The following is a 25,336-nucleotide window of genomic DNA, read 5'->3' on the forward strand; positions in this document are numbered from 1 at the left end:
TTCTCTCAGGCGCCGAGGGCTCCTCGCAAAGGCTCGGGCGCACACTTGTGCTTGCCGGGACGAAGGGCGCCCCGGAAGGGTTAAATCAAATCCGCGGCCTCATAAACATCGGCCAGAACATCCAGCGGCACCGCGCCGCACAGAAGGCCGGTATCGTGGAAGCGCTTGATATCGAAGCCCGGTTTCGCCTTGGCGGCATCGCGCAGGCGCAGCCACTCGATCTTGCCGACCATGTAGCCCAGCGCCTGACCGGGCCAAACGCAATAGCGCTCGATCTCCGCCGTCGCCTCGCCGCGCGCCTTGCCGGCGGTCTCGACCATATAGGTGATCGCCTGTTCGCGGCTCCAGCCCTGCGCGTGCATGCCGGTATCGACCACCAGTCGCACGGCGCGGAACAGGGCGTCGTGCAGGTAACCGATGCGGCCGGCCGGATCGGCGTCATACATACCCATCTCGCCGGCCAGTTGCTCGGCATAGAGCGCCCAGCCCTCGACATAGGCGTTGAAGCTGGACAGCTTGCGCAAAGGCGGCAGGCCTTGGGTTTCCTGCTGGATGGTGCCCTGCAAATGGTGGCCGGGAATGGCCTCGTGATAGGTCAGGGTCGGCAGCGTCCAGCTCGGCAGTTCCGAGATATCGCGCAGATTGATGTAATACATGCCCGGCCGCGAACCATCGAGCGTGCCCGGACTGTAATAGCCGCCCGGCGCACCGGCCTCGGTTGCCACCGGCACGCGCTTGACCTGCACCTGCGTCTTCGGCAGCACGCCAAACCACTGCGGCAGCCGCGCCTGAATGGTCTTCACCTTAGCATTGAGATCGGCCAGTAGCTTCGCCTTGCCTGCCTCGTCGTTCGGATAAAGATACTGCGGATCTTTGTACATGGCCTGCATCCGGTCGTTGACCGAGCCCTGAGCACGGCCCAGCGCGCGGAAACGGCCGTCCAGCTCGGCGGTGATCTCGCTGACCTTTTGCAGCCCCAGCCGATGGATATCGCGCGCGCTCAGGCTGGTCGAGGTGTTGAGCTTGATGCAACTCGCGTAATAGGCCTCGCCATTGCTCAGATTGCGCACGCCGGCGTCATGCTTCGCCACGGCCTGCTGCGCCACCAGGGTATCGATCTGACGGCTGAGCGCTTCTTTCACCGGGCCGGTGACAAGCGCGGTGGCCTGCGTTTGCCAGTCGCCCCCAGAAACTGCCGTGATGCCCTTGGCGGCGGTGCGCGTCACCAGAGACGTAATCAGGGCCGAAGTCAGCGGGTCGACATCGCGCAAGGCCGTCAGTTGCTTGATCGTGACGGTCAGGATGAAATCGGGCGGTACCACGCTGCGGGCGAAATCGGCGCGGATGCGCGCCGTTTCCTGATCGAGCACCACGGCAAAGGCCGAAAGCCGGCTGAGATAGGCGTGCGCGTCGGCGGCGGACTCGATCGTGTGCTGGCTGTCGAGGAAGTCGGGGATATACTGGTAAGCGCCCGATAACTGGCTGATCAGGTAGGGATTGGGGAAGCCGCCGCTCCACAGCCCGCCCGAAGGCGCACTGTCGCCGAAATTGAAATTGCGCGCCAGCGCCAGTTGGTTGCTCAGGTCCCACAGCACGGTATCGTAATTGACGCGGTCCGCCGCCGCCATCTGCTCGCGCGACAGGGCGTTCAGGCGATCGACCGAACGCTTGAGGCGCGTCACCGTCGCGGCCTTGCTGGCCTCGCTGCGGTCATCGAGCTTTGATTTCAGACCGGCATACGGGCCCTTGTCGAGCCCGGCATAGGTGGCCAGGGCCGGCGAGGCCATGAGCATGTCGTGCAGGATGGCGTCAAAGGCCGACTTAAGCGCGGCCGCCAGTTCGGGCGGCGTGACATCGGGCACCGGCGGCGGCGGGGGCGGCTCAACCGGCTTCGGCCTGGCGGGGGCGGCGGTCTTCTTGCTGGCCTTGCCCTTGGTTTTCTTGGTCGAGGCCTTAGTCTTCTTGCTGGATTTCGTCGTCTTCTTCGCCGCCGGCTTCTTCTTTTTCGCGGCCAGCGCCTCGGAGGCGGTCAGGCCGAGCAAGGCGCCCAGGGCACCGACAAGAAAACGGCGATCAATCATCACAAACCCACTTATGCTTTTTTTGCGATGCGAACCTAGGACGAACTTGTCACGTCTGCAACGGGGTGCAGGTGAATAGTTTGTCATCCTCTCGCTGCACATCGTTCACGCGATTCTGATCTCTTCTTTATAATCGCGCCTTTGCAGGGCCATGTTTCGTCGTTAAGAACGATTCTCATTATTTCAGGCATGCTATTCAGGAACCTCCCATGTCCCATCTCACACACGCCTCCGTACTTGCGGCCGTTCTTGCTCTCTGTGCCATGCCGGCTATGGCGCAAACGCCGGCACCGGCTGCTGCCCCCCTGCCCGCCACGCCCCCCCTCAGCGGCAAGCTGGCCGGCAATGGTGGCGCCGATCTGGGCACCATCACGATCAAGCCCGCACCCAATGGCGTCATCCTGCGCGTGGAGGCCAAGGGCCTGACGCCCGGCTGGCACGCCATCCACTTCCATGAAAAGGGGTCTTGCAGCGACGAGAAATTCGCCTCGGCCGGCGGCCACGTCCATAACGCGACCCCGGTTAATCATGGCCTGCTCAATGGCGCCGCCAACGACGCCGGCGATCTGACCAACATCTTCGCGGGCAGCGATGGCACCGCCACCGCCGAGATCTATTCTTCGCTGGTCACCGCCAAGTCAGTCGATAGCCGTCCCGCCCTGATGGACGCTGACGGTTCGTCCGTGGTCATCCACGCCCTGCCCGACGATTACACCACGCAACCCATTGGCGGCGCCGGCGTGCGCGTGGCGTGTGCGGTTATCCAGTAACCGCCTGCCATGCTCAAGCTTGATATCGCCACCACGGCCCTGGTGCTGATCGACCTGCAAAAGGGGATCGCCGGACCGGGCCGCCTGCCCTATGCCAGCGAAGACGTGGTGAACCGCGCCAAAACGCTGGCCGGGCGCTTTCGCGCCGCTGGCTCTCCCGTCTTTATGGTCCATGTTCACTGGGCGAAAGATTACAGCGACGCGTTGAGGCAACCGGTCGATGAGCCGGCGCAACTGCCTACTGATGGTCTGCCCGAAGGCTGGAGTGATTTTGCCGGCGGCTTGAAGCAGGCGGGCGATATCGTCATCCACAAACGCAACTGGGGCGCCTTTCACGGCACCGATCTTGATCTGCACCTGACACGGCGCGGCATCAGGACGCTCGTCCTTGGCGGGATTGCCAGCAATATCGGCGTTGAATCCACCGCGCGTGACGCCTGGGAGCGCAATTACAGTCTGGTCGTCGCGGAAGACGTCTGCACCACCAACGCGACCGAAGCCCACGCGGCATCGTTCAAATACATTTTCCCCCGCATTGCCCGCGTGGTGCAAAGCGCTGACGTGGAGCTGGTTTAGGCCGGATTCGCCGGTGTGGTGTCGGCGTCTTCGGTCACAACCGGTTCCGGATCGCGCGGCGGGCGCAACATGATCTTGAGACGGCGGCGCATCATATGCCCCGCCATGAACATGAACAGAATGATCGCGGCCATCAGCCAGAAGGACAGGCCACGGATGACCATTTCATCGCCACGGGTGAAATAAGAACCGACGCCATCACGGAAATGCGGCTGGATAAAGCCTTCGGCGATGCGCGTCACCGTTGGACGGACGCGGTACAGATGGTCGATATAGACCGGCAGGGCGATGGCCGGAATGGCGGCGAAAATGCCGGCGGCCATGACGCGCAGGGCAGCGCCTGAAGATTTGGGTTTCGACATTTTGGTCTTCTGAACAGTTGTCATACGCGCATCATAGCGCCGCTAAACCTAAAGGCTCAATGTGGAACTTATGCGCCTAACGGCAGGGACAATTGCCGTTTCGCCGCCGGAATCACCGGCGCCTCATAATGGCGCGCCTTGACCACGGCCTTGACCGGATAGGCCAACCGCTCGGTCACCTTCGGACGCCCCAGCAGGGTGACGCGCGGCGGCGCCTGCGGCACGACCGCGGCCTGGCCATTGAAGGCCATCCGCACCATGCCGCCGCAGGCGTCATCGGTGCAGCGATATTTCCATTCCAGCAGGTCGACAAATTCGACACCGAGATGGTTATCGATCAGACCTTGCACACTTTCCCCCCAATGCCGCCCGCAGCTTCTGCAGGTGACACCGATCTTCGTATCGCGCGGCAGGTCTTTCACTTGCGGCGGACAGGCATAGAGCTTGGTATCCAGCATAGGAACATTCCTTGGCATGAAGGCCTCCGGGCGAAGGCCTCGTTGATGTTCTCAATATGTTCCGCATGTGGATAAGTGTCAAGGGGTGGAACAAAAAGAAAACACGCGCAATCTCCGCCGGACCCTTCCACGCTTGCGATAGCCCATAAAAATACACAGCTTTAAATGCCCCTTGCAATTATCCGATTGTCAGTAAATCTGTCTTGAGGCTGCAGAGAGGGAAAAGCGCCTCGATAGCCTCGAAGACCTGCTGAAACGGATGGACCCATGACCGGCGAAAAGATCTGAGAAAGCCCCCATGAAAAAGCCTCTTAAAGCCACCGCGGGCATCCCCGCCTCCCAGCTTATCGACGAAACCATCCAGGCGTATGCTGACTGGCGCGGCGTAACCCTTGCGCACCTGCGCGCCCTGATCAGGGAGGCCGATCCGGACGTCATCGAAGAGTGGAAGTGGAACATCCCCGTCTGGTCACACGACGGCATCATCTGCACCGGGGAGACCTACAAGGCCGCTGTCAAGACCACCTTCCCCAAGGGCGCGTCCCTGCCCGATCCCGCCGGCCTGTTCAATGCCAGCCTGGAAGGCGCCACCCGCCGCGCTATCGATGTCCGGGAGGGCGATACGATCGATGCCGAGGCGTTCAAGGCGCTGATCAAGGCCGCCATCGCGCTGAACCGTCAAAAGGCGAAAGCCTGATCCCAGAAACCGAAACCGAAACCCGCTGCGTCGTCATCGAACGCGACTTTCCCCATCCGCCGGAAAAGCTATGGCGCGCGCTGCACGGCTGGCAGGGCTTCTCGACAAGCTGGGAACCGTCACAGCGCGGGGAGATTAAGTTTAAGGCGTTATGGTCACGATCACGCGGCCATAGCGCGTCAGCGGCGGCGTGCCCTTGTCCGTCACCTTGACGATAAAATGCGCCGTCTGCGTCGTCGTTACCACCGGCGCGGTCACCGGCACACGGTAGAGGTTTTCGGCGCCCTGAATCGGAATGGGCTGGTCGAGGGTGCCGGCTTCCGCATAGTTGAACCACAGATAGCTGAGGTTATCGCCATCCGGATCGCGGCCGGTGGCGCTCAGATGAAAGCCGGCGCCGGACTTGACCGTGATATGATCCGGCTGCCCCAGAGTCACCACCGGCGGATGATTGGCCTCGGCATAGGGCTTGACCGCCCAGTCCATGCGGGCGGCAAAGTCGTTCTGGAACTCCTTGCGCCAGCGACCGACCGTGATACGGGCGCTTTTCACCGTCTTGTCGAACAGCTTCACCGACCGGCCGATGTCATTGGCCACATAGGGCGTATAGCTGTCCGCCGAATTGGTCCAGATCGGGCGCGGCTCCTCGCCCACCGGCACCCCGCCGGTAAAGCCCTTCGGATCGAGATCAGCCAGTTTGGGGATAGAGAGCCGGTAACGGCCGCCCCAGCCGCCCCAGTCCGGATGGTCCGGCGCGTTCAGGCCATTGGGGATCAGCGCCAGATAGGATGGCGTGTCGCCTTCCATGCCGTAGCCGACATCGGGATACTGCGCGCCCAGCGGGCCGTGGCCCTGCTGGATATGCTCCGCCAGCCAGGCATTGCTGATCTCCGTGTTATCGAAGCCCGCCTCTTCGGCCAGGATTCCGGTCCAGACGCCCACACTGTAGCCGCCCGGGCTGACGATATAGAACAGGTCGGGGAAATGCGTGCGTATCCAGATGCCGCTGTCGTCCTGATCGGAGATCGTATAGACGCGCAACCTGGCGATCAGCCGCTTCGCCTCTGCCGGACTTTTCGACTGCCGGATGCGCCACAGCGCCTGAGCCAGGGTGTTGGTGCCGCCCCATGCCGTCACCCACAAAGGCCGCGGATCGGGCGTTTCCAGCGCGCGGATCAGGCGATCAGAGCCGGCTGAATCCTTGCCCTCGCCCACCCCCGCCATGCCATAGACCGGCAGGCCCTCGCTGATCAGGCCAAGCAACGCCTTCGCTTCCGGAAAACCGGCCTCATGCCTGAGCAGGTTCGGCTGCACCTCGCCATAGGCGCCGACAATCCGCCGGATCGTCTCCGGCGCCACAAACGTCTTCTGGTGCGTCGAGGTGGTGGCCACCAGACCTTCGATATCGATCTCATTGGCATAGAGCAGCAGCCGCACCAGCGACATGCTGTCATCCGGATCGGCCTCGATATCGGTCAGAACGAATAACCGCTGCTTTTCCGCCGCCTGCACCGGTGCACTCACGAGCGCCATGACCAGCGCCGCCGCGATCAGCTTCCCAAACATGTTACCGCTCCCTTTTTATCTTTGCGGCAACCTATTACGGCCTTCCCCCCGGCACAATAAAAAACGGCCCGGAGAGTCCGAGGCCGATGTCTAAGGGCGCACATGGGACAGCGCAAGGATGATGCGCCATAAAGGCCAGCCCTACCGGCAATCCGCCGTCCAGTTGCGCACCAGATCGCGCGTCAGCAGGCCCGAAGGCGTCAGGTCGGCATCGATCCACGGGCCGGTTGGCGACACGCCGGGCTTGAAGATCGACGCCGCTTCGGCCTTGTTGCTGACGGCCCAGTTGGCATTGGACAGGCAGTTGGCCTTCAGGAACTGAAACCATTTTCGGGTCTCGTCCGGCACGGCCGCGCCATTGCCATCGGCATTGACGCTGCCCCATTCGCTGACGAACAAAGGCGCATCAGCGGCAATCGCGGTCCGGGCCTTGGCGCGGATATCGTCCTTATGGGTGCCTGCGTAGAAATGCAGGGTATAGGCGATATTGCGCCGTCCCTTGATCGGATCGGCCGCCGCCAGATCGACATCCTGGTCCCAGGTGGGCGTGCCCACCAGGATAAGATTGTCCGGATCCATGGCGCGGATAGCGTCAATCACCGTCTCGGCATAGGGCTTGATCGAATTCGGCCAGCTAACATCGCGCAACGGCTCATTATAGATCTCATAGATCACGTTCGGCGTCTGGCCATAGGTGCGCGCCATGTCGCTGAAAAAGGTCACAGCCGCCTGAGGGGCCTTGTCAGCATGATGCGAATGCCAGTCGATGATCACATAGATACCCTGCGCAATCGCGGCATCGACAATCGTCTTGACCCGCGCGCGGTTGGCCGCTGGCGACTCGGCATAGCCGCCGGGCCCGTCAATCCCCATGGCCGCGCGCACCACGGACACGTTCCAGTCCTTGGCAAAATAGGCCACGCTCTGCGGGTTATAAAAGCCCGACTGGCAAAAATCGGTGTTTGACCAGAAGTAACTGACCCCGCTCAGGGCCGTCGTCTGGCCATGGGCATCGACGACATGCTTGCCCGAAATCGATAAGGCCCCATGCGCCTCGACCGGAGTTTGCGCGTGAACCGGAGTCGTCATCAGTAAGGTGAGAGCCGCAAGGCCAACGGAGATCAGTTTCATGGGTAGACCTGCCTGTATATTTTGTTGGCGGCGAGCATAGGCAGGAAACGGCGATCCCTCAACGCATAAAAAACGGCCCCATCTCTGGGGCCGTTTAAGACTTGAACCATGACAGCCCTAAGCGAGAGCCTTGAGTCGCATAACAGCCGGCGCACGATGCAGGTACTTTGGTACCTGCGAGAGCGACTGCTTATCAGGCGGCCAAGGATCGAAGCTTAGGCGTCTGTACGGACGCGCTTCTTGCGGAACGACGGATTCAGTTCCTTCTTGCGCAGGCGGATCGACTTCGGCGTCACTTCGACCAGTTCATCGTCTTCGATATAGGCGATGGCCTGCTCCAGCGTCGGGCGACGCGGCGGGGTCAGGCGGATGGCTTCGTCCGTGCCCGAGGCGCGGATGTTGGTCAGTTGCTTGGTCTTCATCGGGTTGACGTCGAGATCGTCGAGACGCGAGTTCTCGCCGATGATCATGCCCATATAGGTCTTTTCGTTGCCGCCCACGAACATGGTGCCGCGCTCTTCCAGCTTCCACAGCGCAAACGCCGCGGTTTCGCCGTCACCGTTCGAGATCAGCACACCCTTGCGGTTCTGGTCGATGATGCCCTTGTAGCCTTCATAGTGCGAGAACACGCGGTTCAGCACGCCGGAGCCGCGCGTATCGGTCAGGAACTCGCCCTGATAACCGATCAGCGAACGCGATGGCGACTTCAGCGTGATGCGCGTCTTGCCGGCGCCCGAAGGCCCCATGTCCTTCAGCTCGGCCTTGCGGGCCGACAGCTTTTCGATGACCACGCCGGTGAACTCTTCGTCGACGTCGATCACGACGTCTTCGATCGGCTCCATCTTCTCACCGGTTTCCGGATCGATCTTGAAGACCACGCGCGGACGCGAGATGGCGACTTCAAAGCCTTCGCGGCGCATGTTTTCGATCAGAACGCCCAGTTGCAGTTCGCCGCGACCGGCCACTTCAAAAGCGTCCTTCTCGTCGGTTTCGGTCACGCGGATGGCGACGTTCGATTCGGCTTCCTTCAGCAGGCGCTCACGGATAACGCGCGACTGCACCTTGGTGCCTTCCTTGCCGGCCAGCGGCGAGTCGTTGACCGAAACGGTCATCGAGATCGTGGGCGGATCGATCGGTTGCGCCGGCAGCGCGTCGGTCAGGCTCATGTCGCAGAGCGTATCGGCAACCGTCGCCTTGGAGAGACCGGCGATGGCGCAGATGTCACCGGCTTCGGTGCCTTCGTCGACCGGCTGGCGCTTCAGGCCGCGGAAGGCCAGCACCTTGGTGATGCGGCCGCGCTCGATTTCAACGCCGTCACGGTTCAGCGCCTTGATGGCCAGGCCCGGAACGGCCTTGCCCGAATTGACGCGGCCGGTCAGCACGCGGCCGAGGAACGGATCGGATTCGATCAGAACGGCCAGCATCTGGAACGGCTTGTCCTTGTTTTCGATGACCTTCGGCTCCGGCACGTGCTCAACGATCAGGTCGAACAATGGTCCCAGGTTATCCGACGGCACGTTCATGTCCATCGTCGCCCAGCCGTTCTTGCCCGAAGCGTAGATGTGCGGGAAGTCGAGTTGCTCGTCGGTGGCGCCCATGATGGCGAACAGGTCGAAGGCTTCGTTGTGGACGCGGTCCGGATCAGCGTGCGGGCGGTCGACCTTGTTGATGCAGAGGATCGGGCGCAGGCCCAGCTTCAGCGCCTTGCCGAGCACGAACTTGGTTTGCGGCATGACGCCTTCTTCGGCGTCGATCAGGATGACGCAGCCGTCAACCATGCCGAGGATGCGTTCAACTTCGCCGCCGAAGTCGGCGTGGCCCGGGGTGTCGATGATGTTGATGCGGGTTTCGCCGGCCTTTCCGTTCCACAGAACAGAGGTACACTTGGCGAGAATGGTGATGCCGCGCTCGCGTTCCTGGTCGTTTGAGTCCATAGCGCGTTCGACGGTGGCTTCGTTGGCGCGGAAGACGCCGGATTGCGCCAGCAGGGCGTCGACAAGAGTGGTCTTGCCATGGTCAACGTGGGCGATGATGGCGATGTTACGCAGGTTCATTCGGGGCCTTTTAAACGCGCAAAAGCCTCTCGACAGAGAGGCCGGAAGGGTTGATTCATTCGGAATTGCGCGCTCTATAACCGAATCCGGCGCAAAAGGCTAGTGCAGCCGGTGGATTATTTTCGCGGGTGCGAAAGACTCGTGCGCCCCGCCCTCAATTCATGCGCATGACGCACAGCGTAGTCAGCTTGTTTTCCAGGTGTTCCATCAGGAAGGGTTTGGACAGGACGTCGTTCATGCCCGCCAGTTGGCAGAGATGGCGCGTGCCCGGGTCCGTATGCCCCGTGATCCCGACAATCGGCACCGGCGGCGTCAGGGCGGCGCTTTCCTGACGGCGGATCGCCTTGGTGGCTGCCAGTCCATCCATGACCGGCATTTCGATATCCATAAGGATCAGGGCGTAGGCCGTGGCGTCGCACATCTCCAGCGCTTCCTGACCATTGCGCGCCCGATCGACCTCAAACGCCATCATATCCAGCATCGCCTCGATGACGAGACTCATCTCATCGTTGTCGTCGGCGAGGAGCACAAGCCGGTTTATCCGCGTGATGAGTTCGGCCATGCTGTAACCTTTCAAGCCCCCCTGCCTGAAGATAGGCCCATATCCATAAGGGATCAGTACGGCGTTGGCTTGTGCCCGCAACAAATATCTCCCGTCCCGACATCCGCATGACATCATTACAAATGAAGGCTGCCGCACCACTGCAATAAAACTTATGAGCGTATAATCTAAGCCTTCACCTTGCTCCGGCGGGCTTAAGATAACGGCTTCTTATACAGATGCAGAAAGCGCCCGTTCCCATGCCAAACCACGCCACACGCGTTCTTGTTGTCGATGACAACTATCCGTCCGCCATGACCCTCACCTGGGCCATGGAAGGCAATGGCCACAATGTTCGCACCTGCCACAATGGCCGGGATGCCGTTGAAATGGCCCTGAGCTTTCATCCCGAGGTCGTTCTTCTGGATATCGGCATGCCGGTAATGAACGGTCTGGAGGCCTGCCGCGCCCTGCGGCAGCAGCCGCACATGAATGACGCCATGATCATTGCGCAGACGGCCTGGGACGATGCCGGCATGCGGGGGAAAACCCTTGCCGCCGGCTTCGATTTTCATCTGGTCAAGCCCATAGACCTGGGCGAGGTCGAACGCCTCGTCCTCACCACCCACAACACTTAGGCGAACAAGCCTTCAACCTATACAAGAACTAAATTTCGTATTATCATCAGAAACATGCGCGGATTGGATATCGCAAGCCCGTTTTGAGCGCAGACCCTTCCCTGAAATTTGACCTGAAAAACACCGGCAGCAGATCGGCATAAAGGGTCGGTGCGGAAAGATATCCTGAATGCGCCTACCCCAGTTCATCCGTGACAACACAGAGCTCATTGTGGGTGAATGGGAGACCTTCGCCCGGAGCCTTGTGCCGGCGTCCGACCATATGGGCCCTCTGGCCCTGCGCAACCATATCCACCAGATTCTGGCTTTCGTGACCGCCGATATCGAGTCCGCCCAGACCGATGCCGAGCAGGTGCGCAAATCGCATGGCGAAAAGCCCGAAAGTCTCTATCCCAGCGCCGCCGAAGTCCATGCGTCCTTACGCTTTGACGGCGGCTTCAATATGGACCAGATGGTTTCGGAATACCGTTCCCTGCGCGCCAGCGTCATCAAGCTGTGGCAAGCCGCCGCGCCGGAATCCGGCCCCGAGGACATGCGCGACCTGATCCGCTTCAACGAGGCGATCGACCAGGCGCTGACCGAGTCCATCTGCGACTACACCAAGAAGATGGATCTCTCCCGCAACCTGTTCCTCGGCATTCTCAGCCACGATTTGCGCAATCCGCTCGGCGCCATCTCGATGTCGGCCCAGCTCACCATGAAGATCGGCGCCTTGAGCGAACGCCAGACCATGCTCCAGTCGCAGATTTCCGACAGTTCGTTCCGCGCCACCGCCATTGTCTCCAGCCTGCTCGACCTGACCCGCGCGCGGCTGGGCTCCGGCCTGCCAATCCTGCGCGAAGCGATGGATATCGGCTTCATCAGCAACCAGTTGGTCGATGAAATGCGCGTGCTGCACCCCAACCGCGATTTCGTGCTGACCGTTTCGGGCGATACCACCGGCGACTGGGACAAGGCGCGCATCGGCCAGGTGTTTTCCAACCTGCTGGGCAACGCCGTCCAGTATGGCTTTCGCGGCGCGCCGATCACCATCCGGGTCGAGGGCATGCCGCGCGAGGTGGTCTTAAGCGTCCATAACGAAGGCGTTCCGATCAGTGAGGACGCCATCGGCACCATTTTCAACGCCCTGACCCGTGCGCCCGCCCCCGTTGACGACACCCAACGCACGCCCCTCACCAATCTGGGTCTGGGCCTCTATATCTCCAAGGAAATCGTCACGGCGCATGGCGGCAAGATCTGGGTGACCTCGTCCGAACGCGAAGGCACCACCTTTACGGCCGCCTTCCCGCGCACCGTGAAGACGCCGGACTGACACATGAAGATGTGCGCTGTCAGAGTGCGCGTGGTGTCGGCGGGTCTTGCGAAGGGGCAAAGTCTTTGTGAAGGGGCGGCGGGGTGATGCGAATGTGGTGGTGGGGTTTCTGGCTTTCTTTCATCATGCGGAAAGATGCCCCCTCCGTCTCGACGCGCTTCGCTTGCTCGACACCTCAGCGGCGGCCCGGCTCCCCCGCTTCACAGGAGAGGATAAACAAAGATATCCCCTCCCCCTCAATCACCCCCATCATAGCCGGATGGACAGCTCTGCCGATCCGGCGACACAGACAAAGGATGATGCCACGGCGCTGGCCACGCGCCGGCTGACCCTGCGCGCCTATGCCGATCATATCGCGCATGTGGTCGAGGGCATGGACCTGCCCGAAAGCTATCTGGAGGCCGAACGCGCCGCGCGCGCCGTCACCGTGGCCGACCGCATGGTCCAGCAACTGCCCCTGACCGACACCGACAGCACAACCGAAACCGGCGTCATCAAACCGCCGCGCCAGCGCCTGCGCGTCTTCGCCGACCAGTTGATCAAGGTCATCGGCCATATCCCCGATCCGGACAATTTTCTGGAAGGCGAACGCGCCGGCCGCTGTGTGCTGGCCACCGACCGCATGCTCTGCCAGCTCTACGAAGCGCCGCAAACCCACGCCGGCGCCAAGACAAAAGGACACGGCGCGCGCGATGCCGACGACGAGGACGAATACGAAAGCGCCTACGGATCGGATAAGGACTGGGGCAAAACCTTCCTTGCCAAGGTCGACCGCATGACCAGTCTCCATGCCGAAAACTGCGGCATCTGGCCTGACGGCACGCCGTGCGCCAAAGGCGAACCGGAGCCGGACTATCCGTGGGACGCCCCCGACCGCATCACCCTGACCCGCTGCCGCAGCGAGGAAGCCACCCAGAAGGACAAGGACCGCTGGCCGGCCAATCCTAATCATCAGCCGCGTCAACGCCATCACCCGCGCCATGGCCCGCCGTGACGGCCACTGGCCCGACCGGTCGCCCTTTCACGAAAACGATCCGGATTATTACGACATCACCGCGCGCTTTGAGCAGGATGTCCTCAAACGGCCGCCGCCCGATATTCCGCATCCGCCCGATAAGCACGATCCGATAGGTTTCCCGTGGTGGCTGGTGCGCAACCCGCATTTCAGAAATTCGGCCCGCGCACAGGGCTGATGGCGCTGACTGTAATATAATCGTCAAACATAAGGCCTAAGCCAGAGATACCTTCCCTGTGAGAGTATCCATGCGCCAGACCTTACTGACCCGCCGTCACGCCTTGCTGGGCGGCGTCAGCGCCCTCCTGTCCACCACCGTCGCGCACGCCGCCCCTTTGGCGCCGGCGCAAAAGCCGTTTGGCCTAGGCGTCGCCAGCGGTGATCCGTCGGCGGATGGCTTTGTGATCTGGACGCGCATCGCGCCCGATCCGCTTGCGCCCGATGGTCTGGGCGGTCTGACCGCGCCCGCCACGGTCAAATGGTGCGTCTATCACGACGCCGCCCTGACGAAGCCGGCCCTAAGCGGTGAGGTCACCACGCATCCGGAAACGGCCCACAGCGTCCATGTCGAGGTGGCCGGCCTGCGTCCGGACCGCTTCTACTGGTATCGCTTCGAGGCGATGGGGGTGCAGAGCCCGGCCGGCCGCGCCCGCACCCTGCCGCTGGAAAACGCCTCGCCCGCGGTGCTCAAACTGGTGTTCGCCTCGTGCTCGCACTATGAAAAGGGCTATTTCAGCGCCTACCGTCATATGGCCGCCGAAAACCCCGATTTCGTGCTGTTCCTCGGCGATTATATCTATGAATACAGCTACAAGGACACCTCGAAACTGGTGCGCCAGCATGAGCGCAAGGACGAGGTGACCGACCTGGCCGGTTATCGCAACCGCTACGCCCTCTATCATATGGACGCTGACCTTCAGACTTTGCACGCCAGCACCTCCTGCCTGATGACGTGGGACGATCACGAGGTGCAGAACGACTACGGCGGCTTCCTGTCGCAATATATGAAGGACGATTCCGGCATGGTGGCGCGGCGCATGGCCGCCTATCAGGCCTATTACGAGAACATGCCGCTGCGCCGGTCGTCGCGCCTGATCGGCACGCGGCTCGACCTCTACAAGGGCTACCGCTTCGGCGCGCTGGCCGAGATCAACATGCTGGATGGCCGGCAATATCGCTCCGCCGCCGCCTGTCCGGTCGGCGACAGCCGCAAGGGGCATGTGGTCGATGATAGCTGCTTAGACCGGCTCGATCCGAAGCGCAGCATGCTCGGTTTCACGCAGGAGGCCTGGCTATTCGACCGCTTCCGCAAGAGCCGCGCGACGTGGAATATCCTCGGTCAGGATCTGCTGGCCACCTCCCTGCTGCAATCGGGGAAGGACAAGGACAAGAATCCGATCGTCGGGCACTGGACCGACGGCTGGGACGGCTATCCGGCGACGCGCGACCGCTTGATCAAGGCGATGCAGGGCACTAAGCTGAAGAACCCGGTCATGCTCGGTGGCGACATCCACTCCTACTGGGCCACCGAACTGAAGGCCGACTTCCGCGATCCGGAGAGTCGGACGATCGCCAGCGAGTTTGTCTGCACCTCGGTGACGGCCGATATGCCGCCGTATAAGGCCTTCGCCGACATGCTGCCGCAGAACCCGCAGGTGAAGTATTTCAACAGCCGCACCAACGGCTATGTCGCGGTCGAGGTGACGCCAAAACGGCTGATGAGCCGGTTTATGGCGATTTCCGACCGTACCGATCCGAACGCGACGGTCTCCACCGAGATCGCCTTTGCGGTCGAGGCCGGAAACGCCACGGTCAACGCGATTGCTTGATATAGCTTAAGCGCCGCAAGGCTCCCCGCGTAAGCTCGGGCGGCCAAGAACGTTCTATGGCGGCCTTGCCAGGACGCTTGGACGTCCTGGAACCTAAGCCGAAACGCGAACGGCCTTGGTGATCACTACCGGCTCGGCCAGCATCTGACCGGCCCAGCCGCCTTCGCGGGTGTGCTTGTCGATGCGGCCGTTGAGGATGGCGTGGACCACGTCCATGCCCTTGATGACATGGCCGAACGCCGCATAGCCGAGTTTTTCGTGGTCGGACGCCTTGGGGCCGGCGTCGAGATAGGTGTTGTCGCCCACCATGATGGTGAATTCATTGGTTGCGGTGCCGGGTGCGAAACGCGACATCGAGATGACGCCGTCGGTATGGCTGAGGCCGGTCATCTTGGTCGATTCGTGCGCAATCGGCGGATAGGTCAGGCCCGAAGCGCCGGCCTGTACAAAGCCGGTCTTGCCGTCCTTCAGCGAACGCCAGAAGGTGGCGCCGTCGAACTTGTGCGTATCGAGATAGTGCAGGAAGTTGGCCACGGTGATCGGCGCCTTCTTCTGCTCCAGCAGGATAACGATCTCGCCCTTGGTGGTTTGCAGGCTGACCGTTACCGTATCCGGCAAGGGCGGTGGCGGCGCAGGGGCTGCCACAGGCGCGGACTTGGCCTCGGTCTTTTTAGGCGCCGGCTTGGAACAGGCCGCCAAAGTGCCAGCAAGGGCGCTGAGCGTTAAAGCCGCACCGGCCGCCAAAAATCCACGTTTGTTATGATCCACCGTCACACTCCTTGTACACTGCGCCGAAGTATCGAAATTTCAGCCACTTTGGCAAGCTATTTAGAGCTGGTTTTTCGCCCCATGTGACGATCAGCCCATTGAACGAAGCTTGCCATGTTCGGCGTATCGGTATGACCGCCGACATGCTGCCGCCAGGCGAGTTGGCCATCCATCAGTTCGATCAGGGGCGGTGGCATCTGTGCCGTGCGATAGTCATTGCCAACACCCAGGTCCTTGGCGCCGAGCAGCTTCCAAGCCGAACCGGCCGCAACCGTCGCCATATAGCTGCCCTGCTGGTCGAGCCATTTGGCATCGCCTTCCTTGGGGATGCCATAGGAGATAAAGATCAGACGCGGCGCGGCAAGGGCGATCAGTTGATGCGCATCCACCGGCAGGTCGCCGGCGTTTTTCGGGCCGCCATACTTCAGGAAGTTGCCGGCCATCCAGTGATACTCCCCCTCGCCGGTCAGGTTCTCGACCGCCTCGCCGAAATTACGGCGGTGCGGTTTGGCCCCGCCTTCGCCGGATGAGCCGATCAGACCCATGTAAAAGCGCTGATCGAACGCCATGGTGACCAGCGCCGCCTTGCCGTAACGCGACACGCCCTCAATACCGACATGGTTTTTATCCACGTCAGGGCGGGTCGAGAGATAATCAAGGGCGCGGCTGGCGCCCCATGCCCAGGCTCTGAGGGCGCCCCAATCCTGGGGCTTGCGCGGCTGGCCCTGATTGGTCAGGCCGATGATGCCGCGGGTGAGGCCTGCACCATTATCCGCCTGGAAGCTGCCCGGGTTGATGAGCAGGACGCCCCAGCCATCGCCGAGCAGGTGCTGCAGGCGTTCCAGCATGCCGGCCCGCGCGGCGGCCAGAAAGGGCGCCATGCGCGGATCGACATTGGCCGGTTCCGGTTCGGGCTTGAGCGGCGCGGGGAAACGGATCGGCGACCAGTCGAACATGATCAGCATCGGCGCCGGCGTCTTGCTGGCAGCGGGCATGATCAGCATGGCGTCGATATCGGCCGTGATATCGGGAGCCGCACTGTTATCGGCATGACCTGTCAGGTGCGTGGCCACGATCGCCAGGCCCTCCAGGGTTTCGGCTTCACTGGCCTTGATGCGCCACGTCACGGCCGGCACATGGGCGGGTACACGGCCATAGACCTCGCGCTCAAAGGCCGCGACGATCTCCGGCCGGCGCTGCTGCCACCACTGATCGGGGGTGGTGACCGGCTGGCCGTTGTCGCGCTTCAGGATATCGGGCCAGTCGGGGTAAGGATTGGCCTTGGCCTCATCGTAATTGGCATGGTCCGGGGCGTTTTCATCGCCATTGGCGCCCGGCCGCAAGGTCTCGATGTGGAGCTGGTCCATCATGTTGCGGTGGTCCTGCGCGGCGGTAAAGGTCACCGGCTCGGCCATTACCTGGGCCGGGGCGCAAAGCGGTAGCGCTAACATGGACAGGGCCAGCACGGCCCGCAAAACTGGTATCATGACGCCTCTCCCATGCCGCGCTCATGCGGGCGGCCTGGTATCACTGTCCCATGTAATCGGCCGATCGGAAAGATCAAAAAAGGCGGAAGATGCACGCACCTTCCGCCTTCAAGACTTTTACTCTAGCTAAACTCAGTAGCCAGAGTTCGAGCTGTAGCTTGTGCTGGAATAGCCGGACGATTCCTCGTGCCAGGCGCCGTCACGATCGCGCCAGCCATAGGCGACGACCTGACCGACGTGCCAGCGGCCCTGATCGTCCTGCCAGCCAACCGCACGCGGACGGCCGTTGTGCCACTGGCCCTGCTCGTCACGCCAGCCTTCATCGGCATTGCGCGGACGCTCCGCGCCGTAGCCATCATGGTAGGGCGTGCTGTCGCTATAGGTCGAAGTCGACGAATAGGTGGAGGAACTATAGCCGGTGCCCGACGACGTGCTGTTGTCGCTGTAATGATGATAGGGCTGCGGGCTTGAGTACGGCGTGCTGTTGTACGGCTTCGACTGATAGTCGCTATTGTCGTTATACGGCGCAGTTGAATTGCTGCTGTATTGGGGGGGATCATAATAGACGTTATCGTAATAGCCGGTCTGCGGGCGATCGCGGAAATAGATGATGTCATAGCCTTCCGGCGCAGGGGGCGGCGAATAGTAACGGCCCTGACGATAGGCGTAATAGCTGCCATTATAGCACTTTACCGACGACTTGCCGACCTGATTGCCGATCACGCCGCCGAGCACCGCGCCGCCGACTGTGCCGAGGCCGCGTTCGTGCTTCGAAATCTGGCTGCCGGCGAGCCCGCCGATAACGGCGCCGACGACGGCGCCATTGGTGCCGGCATTGCTCTTGCGGGTATAACAATAACCGTCATAGGCCTTGCTGTCATACTGCGCGTGCGCCGCGACCGGCATGAGCGTGACGGCGGCAAGCGCCAGCAGCGAAGGGGCGGTGAATTTCCTCAGATAGGTCATGGTTTGCGTCTCCTCATGAGCGCGTTGAGTTCTGCATCTTAGATGCGCTTAAGGATATAAGAATGCAATAAGGGCGGATTTATGGACGAGTATCCTTAACGGGTAAGGGATTTTATCTTGGGGTCGCCTCATCGCCATTGACGGCTTGGTTTTAGCGCCAAAGCGTTTAGGGTAACCGCACCATGAGTCATACGCGCCGCCTGACTGTCGATGAAATCAACGCCCTGCCCGCCGGACTGGCGGCAGTGCTGCCGCTCGACAGGGTGCGGCTGGTGAGCCGTCATCACTGGGTGTCGTGGCTGGCGCAACTGATCGGACGCGGCGCACAGATCGTGGTGCGCGGACGCAAGGTGTTCTGGCCACGCCTTACGGCCGATGTCAGCGCACACCCGCTGGCCATGAGCCTGCTGGCGCATGAACTGATCCATGTCTGGCAGTATGAAAACGGCCTGACCCTGTGGCGCTATATCTTGCGCGAACGCGGACAGTATCATTACTGCATCGATGGCCGCGCCTATACGGATTATGGCTACGAACAACAGGCCGCCATGGTCGAGGACTGGATGCGCCTGCGCGCGGGCTTAAAGCCGCGCTATGGCGAAAGGGTTGATATACACAGGCTGGAGGCGATAGTGCCTTTTGTGAAGTAAGCAAGAAACCCCACCACATCTCACTACGCTTGATGGTCCCCCTCCCCGACAAGCGGGGAGGTATAAGAGGATAGCATGGACAACATCCCCAACCTTTGGCTCAAGGCCCTGCCCGCGCTCAAAAGCGACGGCAGCAAATATAATCGCGGCCATTGCGTCGTGCTGGGTGGTCCTGTGGCCTCAACGGGCGCCGCCAGGCTTTCCGCACGGGCGGCCCTTCGCATCGGTGCCGGACTTGTGTCGGTGGCGTGCGATCCGTCGAGCCTGATCGTCTACGCCACGGCGCTGCAAGCGGTGATGACCAAGCCGGTGAAGGACGAAGCCGCCTTTGCCGAACTCATGGCTGACCGGCGCATCACGGCCGTCCTCCTGGGCCCTGCGGCGGGTATCACTGCCCGCACCAAGGCGTTTGTGCTGACGGCTTTGCGGGCCGGAAAAGCCTGCGTGCTTGATGCTGACGCCCTCACCGTCTTTCAGGATCAGCCAACCGAACTTTTCGACGTGATCCGCTCGCCGGTTCTGCTCACCCCGCATGAGGGCGAATTCTCGCGCCTGTTCGGCAAGGTCACGGACCGCGAAGGCGATGCACTCAGAGCGGCGCAACAGAGCGGCGCGGTGGTACTGCTGAAAGGCGCCGATACGGTCATCGCCGCGCCGGATGGCCGCATCCTTATCAACCGTGCCGCGCCGCCCACCCTGGCCACAGCCGGCTCGGGCGATGTGCTGGCGGGTTTCGCCGGCGGCCTGATGGCGCAGGGCATGGACGTGTTCGATGCGGCGTGTGCAGCGGCCTGGATTCACGCCGAAGCCGCGCGGGTTTTCGGTCCCGGCCTGATTTCGGAAGATCTCAGCGAGGCTGTGCCGCAAGTTCTGCGTCATCTCGGACGCTGAACCGCCCCACGCTTAGGAAGGCGAGGCAAATGGCGCTCTCCAGTCCGATGGCGGCGAAAATACCATTGCCGGCGTGATGGCTGATGCGTTCATAAAGGCCTAGCACAATCAGCGACGCGCAGGCGACGATGATGCCGTTGCCCAGCGCCTGTTGCGTTCCGCGCGAGCGCAGATGTCGCAGCCCGAACAGGATCACGCCCAGCGCCAAAAACAGGCAGGCCATGCGCCGCGACACCAGCGCGCCGCCTTCGAGATAGGCCACATGCCAGTTCGCCAGGATCCAGTCTGGCAGGACAAACCAAACCACCGCCAGGACCAGGCAAAGGGCGGCCGTCAGGATCGAGAGGGCTTTAAAAGGCATCGCGGGCTCCGGAGGTTACGCAAGCTTCTACGCATCCCCCTTAACCCTGGTTCACCCATAAGGCGAAGGCGCCTCAGAACCCGTTGACCGACACCAGGAAGATCCCCGCCACCAGAAGGGCGAAACTGATCGTCGTTGTAAGCCACAACAGCAGCGTCTTGATGAGCGCACCCAGAATGCCCGAACCATAGGCACCGCGCAGCGTCATGAAGATATAGATCGGCGTCCAGATCGTCAGCACGCCGAACCCCCATTCCATCGCCTCTGCCGGCAGGGCCAGAACGAGCGCATTGGTCAGGAAAATGAACGACATCATGTTACACGCCACCAGGAAGTGGTCGAACAGATAGAAGCGCTTGCGATAGACATAAAGCAGGCCCAGCGCGAGCGTCATCAGCGGCAACAGCAGCACCGCCAGCCGGTGCCCCCAACCGAACATGGTCAGCATCAGAGCCTCTGGATTTTTCAACGCCTTGTTGATCTTCGCCTTGAGGCTGCCGGCGCCTTTTTCATCATAGGCAAAAGAGCGAACCGAAATCTCTTCATCGTCCAGCACCGCCATACCTTTGGACGTCAATTCCAGATCGTGAGTCGCTGCCGCGATCGGATCGGCCGCCACCGCATCGTATTCGGCCTTCTCAGCCGCGAAAGCCCTGGTATAGCTGGCCTCGACCAGCGCTTTTTCTTCGGAGGAAGTTGCATCTTTCAGATCGTCAGCGCGTTCTTTTTGCAGAGCCGCCGTCTCTTTGGCGTAGTCAGCCTGCGCCGATTTCAGTAGCGCGTCGCCATGCGCTTTTACCGCCGCCGGATCATGCAAGGCATGGGCAGCCTCCTCGGTCTTGTGCTCAAACTCCTTGGCGAGGTGATGGGTAAGGCCTTCAGAAACAAAGATGAACAGAAGCAGGGCGACCAAAAAGGTGCGAAAGGGCGGGACATGGCGCGCCAGCTTGCCCGACATGTAGTCCTTCGCCAGCGTGCCCGGCCGGAAAAACAGCGGCGGCAGGGTGCGCCACAGCCGGCCATCGAGATGGAACAGGCTTTCGATCGAATCAACGATCATATGCAGGATATGGCGGTGATGATTGCTGGCATCCTGACCGCAGGCGTAACAAAAGCGCCCCTGCAACTCGGTTTCGCAATTCAGACACTTTTGGCCAGGCTCCGGCACAAAGGCCTTATGGCGACCGAAGAGCGACCCCAGCCCGTCCATCGTCAGCAGTTCAAGCTCTTTCAAAGTCCACGCCCCGGTAAAAAAATGCCCGCCGCAAGGATGGGTTGCGGCGGGCAAAATGTAAAGTCGTGACGATGGAAATTATATCGTCAGATGGCGCAGACCGCGCCTGTGCCCTTGAGGCCGCAATAGCCTTCGGGGTTTTTGGCGAGGTAACCCTGATGGTAACCTTCGGCGAAATAGAAGGGTGCATTGGTATTGATTTGCCCTGCCGCTTCGCTGCTTGAGGGCGGTTCGATCTCAGTGCTGATCGCGCCCTTGCCGAGTGCGGTCAGGGCATTCTGGAACTCAGCCTTGCTGGCCACGGCGGCATCAAATTGCGCATCGGTCGAAGCGAAGATGGCCGAGCGATACTGCGTGCCGATATCGTTGCCCTGACGATAGCCTTGAGTCGGATCATGGCTTTCCCAGAACACTTTCAGCAGTTGCTGGAAAGTGATTGTCTTCGGATCATAGACCACAAGCACGCCTTCGGTATGACCGGTCTGGCCGGTGCAGACCTCCTTGTAGGTCGGGTTGGGCGTATAGCCGCCGATATAGCCGGCGGCGGTGACGTAGACGCCATCCTGCTGCCACAGCTTGCGCTCGACGCCCCAGAAACAGCCCATGGCCAGCACGACGGTCTCCATGCCGGCCGGATAAGGGCCTTTGAGCGGTGTATGCAGGACAAAATGGGTGTCTTCGGTGGGTATGGCTTCGCTGCGACCGGCCAGGGCACTGGTGGGAGCGATCATCTGGGTTTTGAGGCCGAACATGCTGTTTTCCTTTTTAAAGTGCTCAGGCGCCGCAGGGCTCGCCGCAAAGGCGGCGGCGGGCGGTTGCCCTTGCCAAATCCCCTTTAAGCGGGATTTGGAATGTAAGATACGCGCTTGTGGCCAATATAGTTACAAAAAAACTGTGTGGAAGGGGCTGTGGGGCTTGCGAATGCGCGCGGCATGGGTATAAAGGCCGCCTTCCGCGCGCCATCGACCCCGGCGCGCATTGATGGATGGACAGGTGGCGGAGTGGTCGATCGCGCACGCTTGGAAAGCGTGTGTACGTGAAAGCGTACCGAGGGTTCGAATCCCTCCCTGTCCGCCATTAACAAGAGGCTCCCACGAGGGGGCCTTTTTTAATGGCGGAAATGGGGTTCAGAACCGCTCGGCACATGCATAAATGCGGGTTCGAAAACCGAGCGCAGCGAAGGTTTCGGCGGAGCAAAGCGCAGCCAATCCCTCCGTACACAGAAAATTCTCACTAATGCAAAATATGGGGTTCGGTGAGAGGCAAGCCGCGTAGAACGTGGCGCGTCGATTCTGCTCTGAGTAACGACACAGGCCTTCATGATGGGCATCACCAGGCCGCAAAAGAATTGGCACGATCAGGAACTAGGCCACCAATTTTGATCGCAATACGGCATCTCAAAATCCGTTGGACGTGTGACACGCGGACACTCATCATAGGCAGCGCAAGTCGCCCACAGAGACGTACCCATCATGCCGGTATCAACGTATAAAAACTGGACGTTACCCCGCGCCTCGCGAACAACGGAATCGGCTGCCCTCAGCGACCTCAGCAAATGATATCTGTATCGGGCATCTCCTGCGGCCTTGGCGCGCCGGGCGAGTTCGAAATGGCGATTCTGATCCCCGCCACGACTGTCGTCCGACAACCAAGCCGTGTCCCGATTTCCGATCGCCTCATTGTAGGGGGCCGTTCCGGGGCCATACTGTTTCGCCGTGGATAATTTCGCCGCACGGTAACGCGGCAAACCGTAACCAGACTCGGCCATCCATCTTGCGTACGCCACGTTCTCCTTGCGCGTGCGCGCAAATAGGTATTCCACCGACTGGCAAAGCGCGGCCTGCGTATCGTAGCGCAGGGCCGGAGAGCGGTCTTCTCCGCCTTCACGGGCCGATCCGGCATTTCCGCATGCGGCAAGAAGCAGAAGAGCGCCAAACGAGCGCAAAATATTTACTCTCATCACCTTTCCCTCCCCACAACCCCAGCGATATCATTCTTCAATGCGCTTAGCTACTGAATTTAGGGGCCTTCGGTCACCGCGCTGACTGACATTACGTTTGCCTATGGGCAAAACCGTCTTCGCCTTCGCGCTCAGCCGTAGCCCCCGGCGAGTCCAATGCTTAGACCGGTACTTGCGCCGAGTGTTGCGAAAAGTATATTCTAACCTTCATGATCGGTATCACCAGGCCGCAAAATAACTGGCCCGCCGCGACCATCATCGCGGCGGGCCGTGTATCCTTCTGACTAGGCCGCGCGAACGGTCGTCAGGAACTTGTCCATTTCGAAATTCAGACGCTCCGCCTGCGTGGCCAGTTCGGCCGACGAACTGAGAACCTGCGAGGCTGCCTCACCGGTCTGCTCCGCGGCCTGCGCCACGCCGGTGATATTGGACGTCACTTCCTGAGTGCCGATCGAGGCCTGATTGACCGCCTGAACGATCTCTTGTGTGGCCGCTGACTGCTGCTCGACGGCTGAGGCGATGGTCGTTGAGACATGATTGATATTCTGGATCGTCCCGGTGATGTTCTGAATGGCGCCGGCCGCTCGTGAGGTGGCCTCCTGGATTTGCGCAATCTTGCTCGAAATTTCGGTCGTAGCCTTCGCCGTCTGGCCCGCCAGGGCTTTGACTTCGGAGGCGACGACGGCAAAGCCCTTACCGGCCTCACCCGCACGTGCCGACTCGATGGTTGCGTTGAGCGCCAGAAGGTTGGTCTGTCCGGCCAGCCCGGCGATCAGGTCGACGACCCCGCCAATCGATGAGGCGACTTCGTTGAGTTCGGCAACAATGCGGACAGCCTCATCGGCTTCACGCACCGCGTCCGAAGAGATGGCCGACGACGTTTCCACCTGGCGTCCGATTTCAGCGACAGACGCGCCAAGTTGTTCTGCCGACGACGCGACGGATGTGACATTGGCCCCGGCCTCTTCGGCCGCACTTGAAACCGCTATTGACTGCGCTGAAGCCTCCTGGGCGGTGGCGCTGAGCTGTGCCGCTGCGGCCTGCATTTCGGTGGCCGCAGAGGATACCAGACTGACAATACCGCCCACGGATTTTTCAAAATCATCCGCAAGTTTCAGCGTCGCGCTCTTGCGCTGCTGGACGGCCGAGGCTTCGAGCGCCTGTTGGGCTTCCGCCATGGCGGCAACCCTCTTGGCGTTGTCTTCAAAGGCGCGTGACATGGCGCCAATTTCGTCGCCGCGTTCGGCGCCCGGCACCTTCACATTATCCTCGCCTCGCGCCACCTTTTCCATCGCACCGGTCAAGCTGGTGATGGGGCTAACGATCATCTTCGATACCGCGAACAGGATTGCGACAATCACGCCAAGACTTGCCAGACTGCTCAGGATGATGGTCAGGACAATGCCGGTCAAGGAAGACGCCAGAGCCTTGGACCGCACGGCCAGCAGGCTGGATTCAGCCTCCCGGAATTCCGTCATCTTGGCCCGGAAGCTATCCACATAGCTCTTACCCTTACCCGTTCTCTCGTAGTCCTGCCCCTGAGACTGGGTCGTCGCGTCCCGACCGAGTTTGATGGCCGGCTCGGTCACCTCACTGCGCCATGAGTCCGCGATCACTTTCATATCGTCGAGCCGCTGCTGTTGCGCCGCGTTGTCTTTGGTAAGGTCCTTCAACTTGGCGAACTGGGCGTCGAAGCTGTCCTTGCCGCCCTTATACGGATCGAGATTGGCTTCATTCCCCGTTATCAGGAAGCCGCGCATACCGGTTTCCTGATTGACCATCGACATCAGCAAAGCATCGGCTTTTTCCAGGACCACATAACTGTGGTCATTCCACGTGCTGTTTTTAGCGACCGAAGATTCCATAAGGAAGATGACGGCGCTGGAAATTAAGGTGATAAGCGCAATGGCGGCCAGCATCACCGTCATTTTGGCGCCGATTTTTTGGGTCTTTAGCATAGGAACTCCGAGGAACAGACAGTGAATTTGA

At 61.1% G+C, this 25,336-nt stretch carries 25 protein-coding genes and 1 tRNA gene; 11 read left to right on the forward strand and 15 right to left on the reverse strand.

The window, feature by feature from the left end; all coding sequences use genetic code 11:
* Window positions 1-80: 80 nt before the first annotated feature.
* The gene (locus tag B060_RS0107285) at window positions 81-2,081 is read right to left on the reverse strand and encodes a DUF885 domain-containing protein (RefSeq protein WP_023447242.1); all 2,001 of its coding nucleotides are present in this window, start codon (window positions 2,079-2,081) and stop codon (window positions 81-83) included.
* Window positions 2,082-2,290: 209 nt separating this feature from the next.
* Between B060_RS0107285 and sodC the strand changes: the two genes are divergently transcribed.
* Both sodC and B060_RS0107295 read left to right on the forward strand, forming a co-directional pair.
* Window positions 2,291-2,851, forward strand: coding sequence for a superoxide dismutase[Cu-Zn] (gene sodC / locus B060_RS0107290; RefSeq protein WP_018081114.1), 561 nt, complete (start codon window positions 2,291-2,293; stop codon window positions 2,849-2,851).
* Window positions 2,852-2,860: 9 nt separating this feature from the next.
* Window positions 2,861-3,427, forward strand: coding sequence for a hydrolase (locus B060_RS0107295; RefSeq protein ID WP_018081115.1), 567 nt, complete (start codon window positions 2,861-2,863; stop codon window positions 3,425-3,427).
* Here B060_RS0107295 and B060_RS0107300 read toward each other — a convergent pair.
* Both B060_RS0107300 and B060_RS0107305 read right to left on the reverse strand, forming a co-directional pair.
* The gene (locus B060_RS0107300; RefSeq protein WP_018081116.1) at window positions 3,424-3,789 is read right to left on the reverse strand and encodes a hypothetical protein; all 366 of its coding nucleotides are present in this window, start codon (window positions 3,787-3,789) and stop codon (window positions 3,424-3,426) included. The genes B060_RS0107295 and B060_RS0107300 overlap by 4 nt on opposite strands.
* 68 nt (window positions 3,790-3,857) lie before the next feature.
* On the reverse strand, window positions 3,858-4,247 hold the full coding sequence (locus B060_RS0107305) for a hypothetical protein (protein ID WP_018081117.1): 390 nt from the start codon (window positions 4,245-4,247) through the stop codon (window positions 3,858-3,860).
* A gap of 298 nt (window positions 4,248-4,545) precedes the next feature.
* Between B060_RS0107305 and B060_RS0107310 the strand changes: the two genes are divergently transcribed.
* The gene (locus B060_RS0107310) at window positions 4,546-4,944 is read left to right on the forward strand and encodes a DUF1801 domain-containing protein (RefSeq protein ID WP_018081118.1); all 399 of its coding nucleotides are present in this window, start codon (window positions 4,546-4,548) and stop codon (window positions 4,942-4,944) included.
* A 141-nt stretch (window positions 4,945-5,085) separates the two neighbouring features.
* Here B060_RS0107310 and B060_RS0107315 read toward each other — a convergent pair whose 3' ends face one another.
* From B060_RS0107315 to B060_RS0107335, 4 genes are all read right to left on the reverse strand, one after another.
* On the reverse strand, window positions 5,086-6,510 hold the full coding sequence (locus B060_RS0107315; protein ID WP_018081119.1) for a DUF1593 domain-containing protein: 1,425 nt from the start codon (window positions 6,508-6,510) through the stop codon (window positions 5,086-5,088).
* A gap of 141 nt (window positions 6,511-6,651) precedes the next feature.
* On the reverse strand, window positions 6,652-7,641 hold the full coding sequence (locus tag B060_RS0107320; RefSeq protein WP_018081120.1) for a glycoside hydrolase family 5 protein: 990 nt from the start codon (window positions 7,639-7,641) through the stop codon (window positions 6,652-6,654).
* A 215-nt stretch (window positions 7,642-7,856) separates the two neighbouring features.
* On the reverse strand, window positions 7,857-9,695 hold the full coding sequence (gene typA / locus B060_RS0107330; protein ID WP_018081121.1) for a translational GTPase TypA: 1,839 nt from the start codon (window positions 9,693-9,695) through the stop codon (window positions 7,857-7,859).
* Between the two features lie 154 nt (window positions 9,696-9,849).
* Window positions 9,850-10,257, reverse strand: coding sequence for a response regulator (locus tag B060_RS0107335; RefSeq protein ID WP_018081122.1), 408 nt, complete (start codon window positions 10,255-10,257; stop codon window positions 9,850-9,852).
* Window positions 10,258-10,496: 239 nt separating this feature from the next.
* Here B060_RS0107335 and B060_RS0107340 point away from each other — a divergent pair, with 239 nt between their 5' ends.
* The 5 genes from B060_RS0107340 (at window position 10,497) to B060_RS0107360 (ending at window position 15,030) form a co-directional block, all read left to right on the forward strand.
* Complete coding sequence (locus B060_RS0107340) at window positions 10,497-10,874, forward strand: response regulator (protein ID WP_236621531.1); 378 nt, start codon at window positions 10,497-10,499, stop codon at window positions 10,872-10,874.
* A gap of 169 nt (window positions 10,875-11,043) precedes the next feature.
* On the forward strand, window positions 11,044-12,186 hold the full coding sequence (locus B060_RS0107345) for a sensor histidine kinase (protein ID WP_018081124.1): 1,143 nt from the start codon (window positions 11,044-11,046) through the stop codon (window positions 12,184-12,186).
* Between the two features lie 259 nt (window positions 12,187-12,445).
* Entirely contained in the window at window positions 12,446-13,180 is a 735-nt protein-coding gene (locus B060_RS0107350; RefSeq protein ID WP_018081125.1) for a hypothetical protein, read from the forward strand.
* Window positions 13,167-13,379, forward strand: coding sequence for a hypothetical protein (locus B060_RS0107355; RefSeq protein WP_018081126.1), 213 nt, complete (start codon window positions 13,167-13,169; stop codon window positions 13,377-13,379). Before B060_RS0107350 ends, B060_RS0107355 begins: the two co-directional genes overlap by 14 nt.
* Before the next feature lie 70 nt (window positions 13,380-13,449).
* Window positions 13,450-15,030, forward strand: coding sequence for an alkaline phosphatase D family protein (locus B060_RS0107360; protein ID WP_018081127.1), 1,581 nt, complete (start codon window positions 13,450-13,452; stop codon window positions 15,028-15,030).
* Window positions 15,031-15,123: 93 nt separating this feature from the next.
* Here the strand turns inward: B060_RS0107360 and B060_RS0107365 are convergent, their stop codons facing one another.
* The 3 genes from B060_RS0107365 to B060_RS0107375 form a co-directional block, all read right to left on the reverse strand.
* Entirely contained in the window at window positions 15,124-15,798 is a 675-nt protein-coding gene (locus B060_RS0107365) for a peptidylprolyl isomerase (protein WP_018081128.1), read from the reverse strand.
* Window positions 15,799-15,854: 56 nt separating this feature from the next.
* Window positions 15,855-17,285 carry an alpha/beta hydrolase family protein gene (locus B060_RS0107370; protein WP_031220119.1) on the reverse strand — a complete coding sequence of 477 codons (1,431 nt, stop codon included), beginning with the start codon at window positions 17,283-17,285 and terminating at the stop codon, window positions 15,855-15,857.
* A gap of 132 nt (window positions 17,286-17,417) precedes the next feature.
* Window positions 17,418-18,251, reverse strand: a complete 834-nt coding sequence (locus tag B060_RS0107375) for a glycine zipper 2TM domain-containing protein (RefSeq protein ID WP_018081130.1) — start codon at window positions 18,249-18,251, stop codon at window positions 17,418-17,420.
* Window positions 18,252-18,433: 182 nt separating this feature from the next.
* Here B060_RS0107375 and B060_RS0107380 point away from each other — a divergent pair, with 182 nt between their 5' ends.
* Both B060_RS0107380 and B060_RS0107385 read left to right on the forward strand, forming a co-directional pair.
* Window positions 18,434-18,901, forward strand: coding sequence for a hypothetical protein (locus tag B060_RS0107380; protein ID WP_018081131.1), 468 nt, complete (start codon window positions 18,434-18,436; stop codon window positions 18,899-18,901).
* 75 nt (window positions 18,902-18,976) lie between these two features.
* Window positions 18,977-19,792, forward strand: a complete 816-nt coding sequence (locus B060_RS0107385) for an NAD(P)H-hydrate dehydratase (RefSeq protein ID WP_018081132.1) — start codon at window positions 18,977-18,979, stop codon at window positions 19,790-19,792.
* Here B060_RS0107385 and B060_RS0107390 read toward each other — a convergent pair.
* From B060_RS0107390 to msrA, 3 genes are all read right to left on the reverse strand, one after another.
* A complete protein-coding gene (locus B060_RS0107390; RefSeq protein ID WP_018081133.1) occupies window positions 19,749-20,153 on the reverse strand; it encodes a hypothetical protein in 405 nt (134 codons plus the stop codon). The genes B060_RS0107385 and B060_RS0107390 overlap by 44 nt on opposite strands.
* Before the next feature lie 73 nt (window positions 20,154-20,226).
* Window positions 20,227-21,387: a DUF3667 domain-containing protein gene (locus tag B060_RS24020; RefSeq protein WP_155847514.1), complete on the reverse strand. Its 1,161-nt coding sequence runs from the start codon at window positions 21,385-21,387 to the stop codon at window positions 20,227-20,229.
* 86 nt (window positions 21,388-21,473) lie between these two features.
* Window positions 21,474-22,139, reverse strand: coding sequence for a peptide-methionine (S)-S-oxide reductase MsrA (gene msrA, locus B060_RS0107400; RefSeq protein WP_018081135.1), 666 nt, complete (start codon window positions 22,137-22,139; stop codon window positions 21,474-21,476).
* Window positions 22,140-22,374: 235 nt separating this feature from the next.
* Here msrA and B060_RS0107405 point away from each other — a divergent pair.
* Window positions 22,375-22,464 (forward strand) — tRNA-Ser (locus B060_RS0107405).
* A 280-nt stretch (window positions 22,465-22,744) separates the two neighbouring features.
* Here B060_RS0107405 and B060_RS0107410 read toward each other — a convergent pair.
* The gene (locus B060_RS0107410) at window positions 22,745-23,347 is read right to left on the reverse strand and encodes a hypothetical protein (protein WP_018081136.1); all 603 of its coding nucleotides are present in this window, start codon (window positions 23,345-23,347) and stop codon (window positions 22,745-22,747) included.
* Between the two features lie 284 nt (window positions 23,348-23,631).
* Window positions 23,632-25,305 carry a methyl-accepting chemotaxis protein gene (locus B060_RS0107415; RefSeq protein WP_018081137.1) on the reverse strand — a complete coding sequence of 558 codons (1,674 nt, stop codon included), beginning with the start codon at window positions 25,303-25,305 and terminating at the stop codon, window positions 23,632-23,634.
* Window positions 25,306-25,336 lie beyond the last annotated feature (31 nt).

Source organism: Asticcacaulis benevestitus DSM 16100 = ATCC BAA-896, assembly GCF_000376105.1.
Classification (GTDB): domain Bacteria; phylum Pseudomonadota; class Alphaproteobacteria; order Caulobacterales; family Caulobacteraceae; genus Asticcacaulis; species Asticcacaulis benevestitus.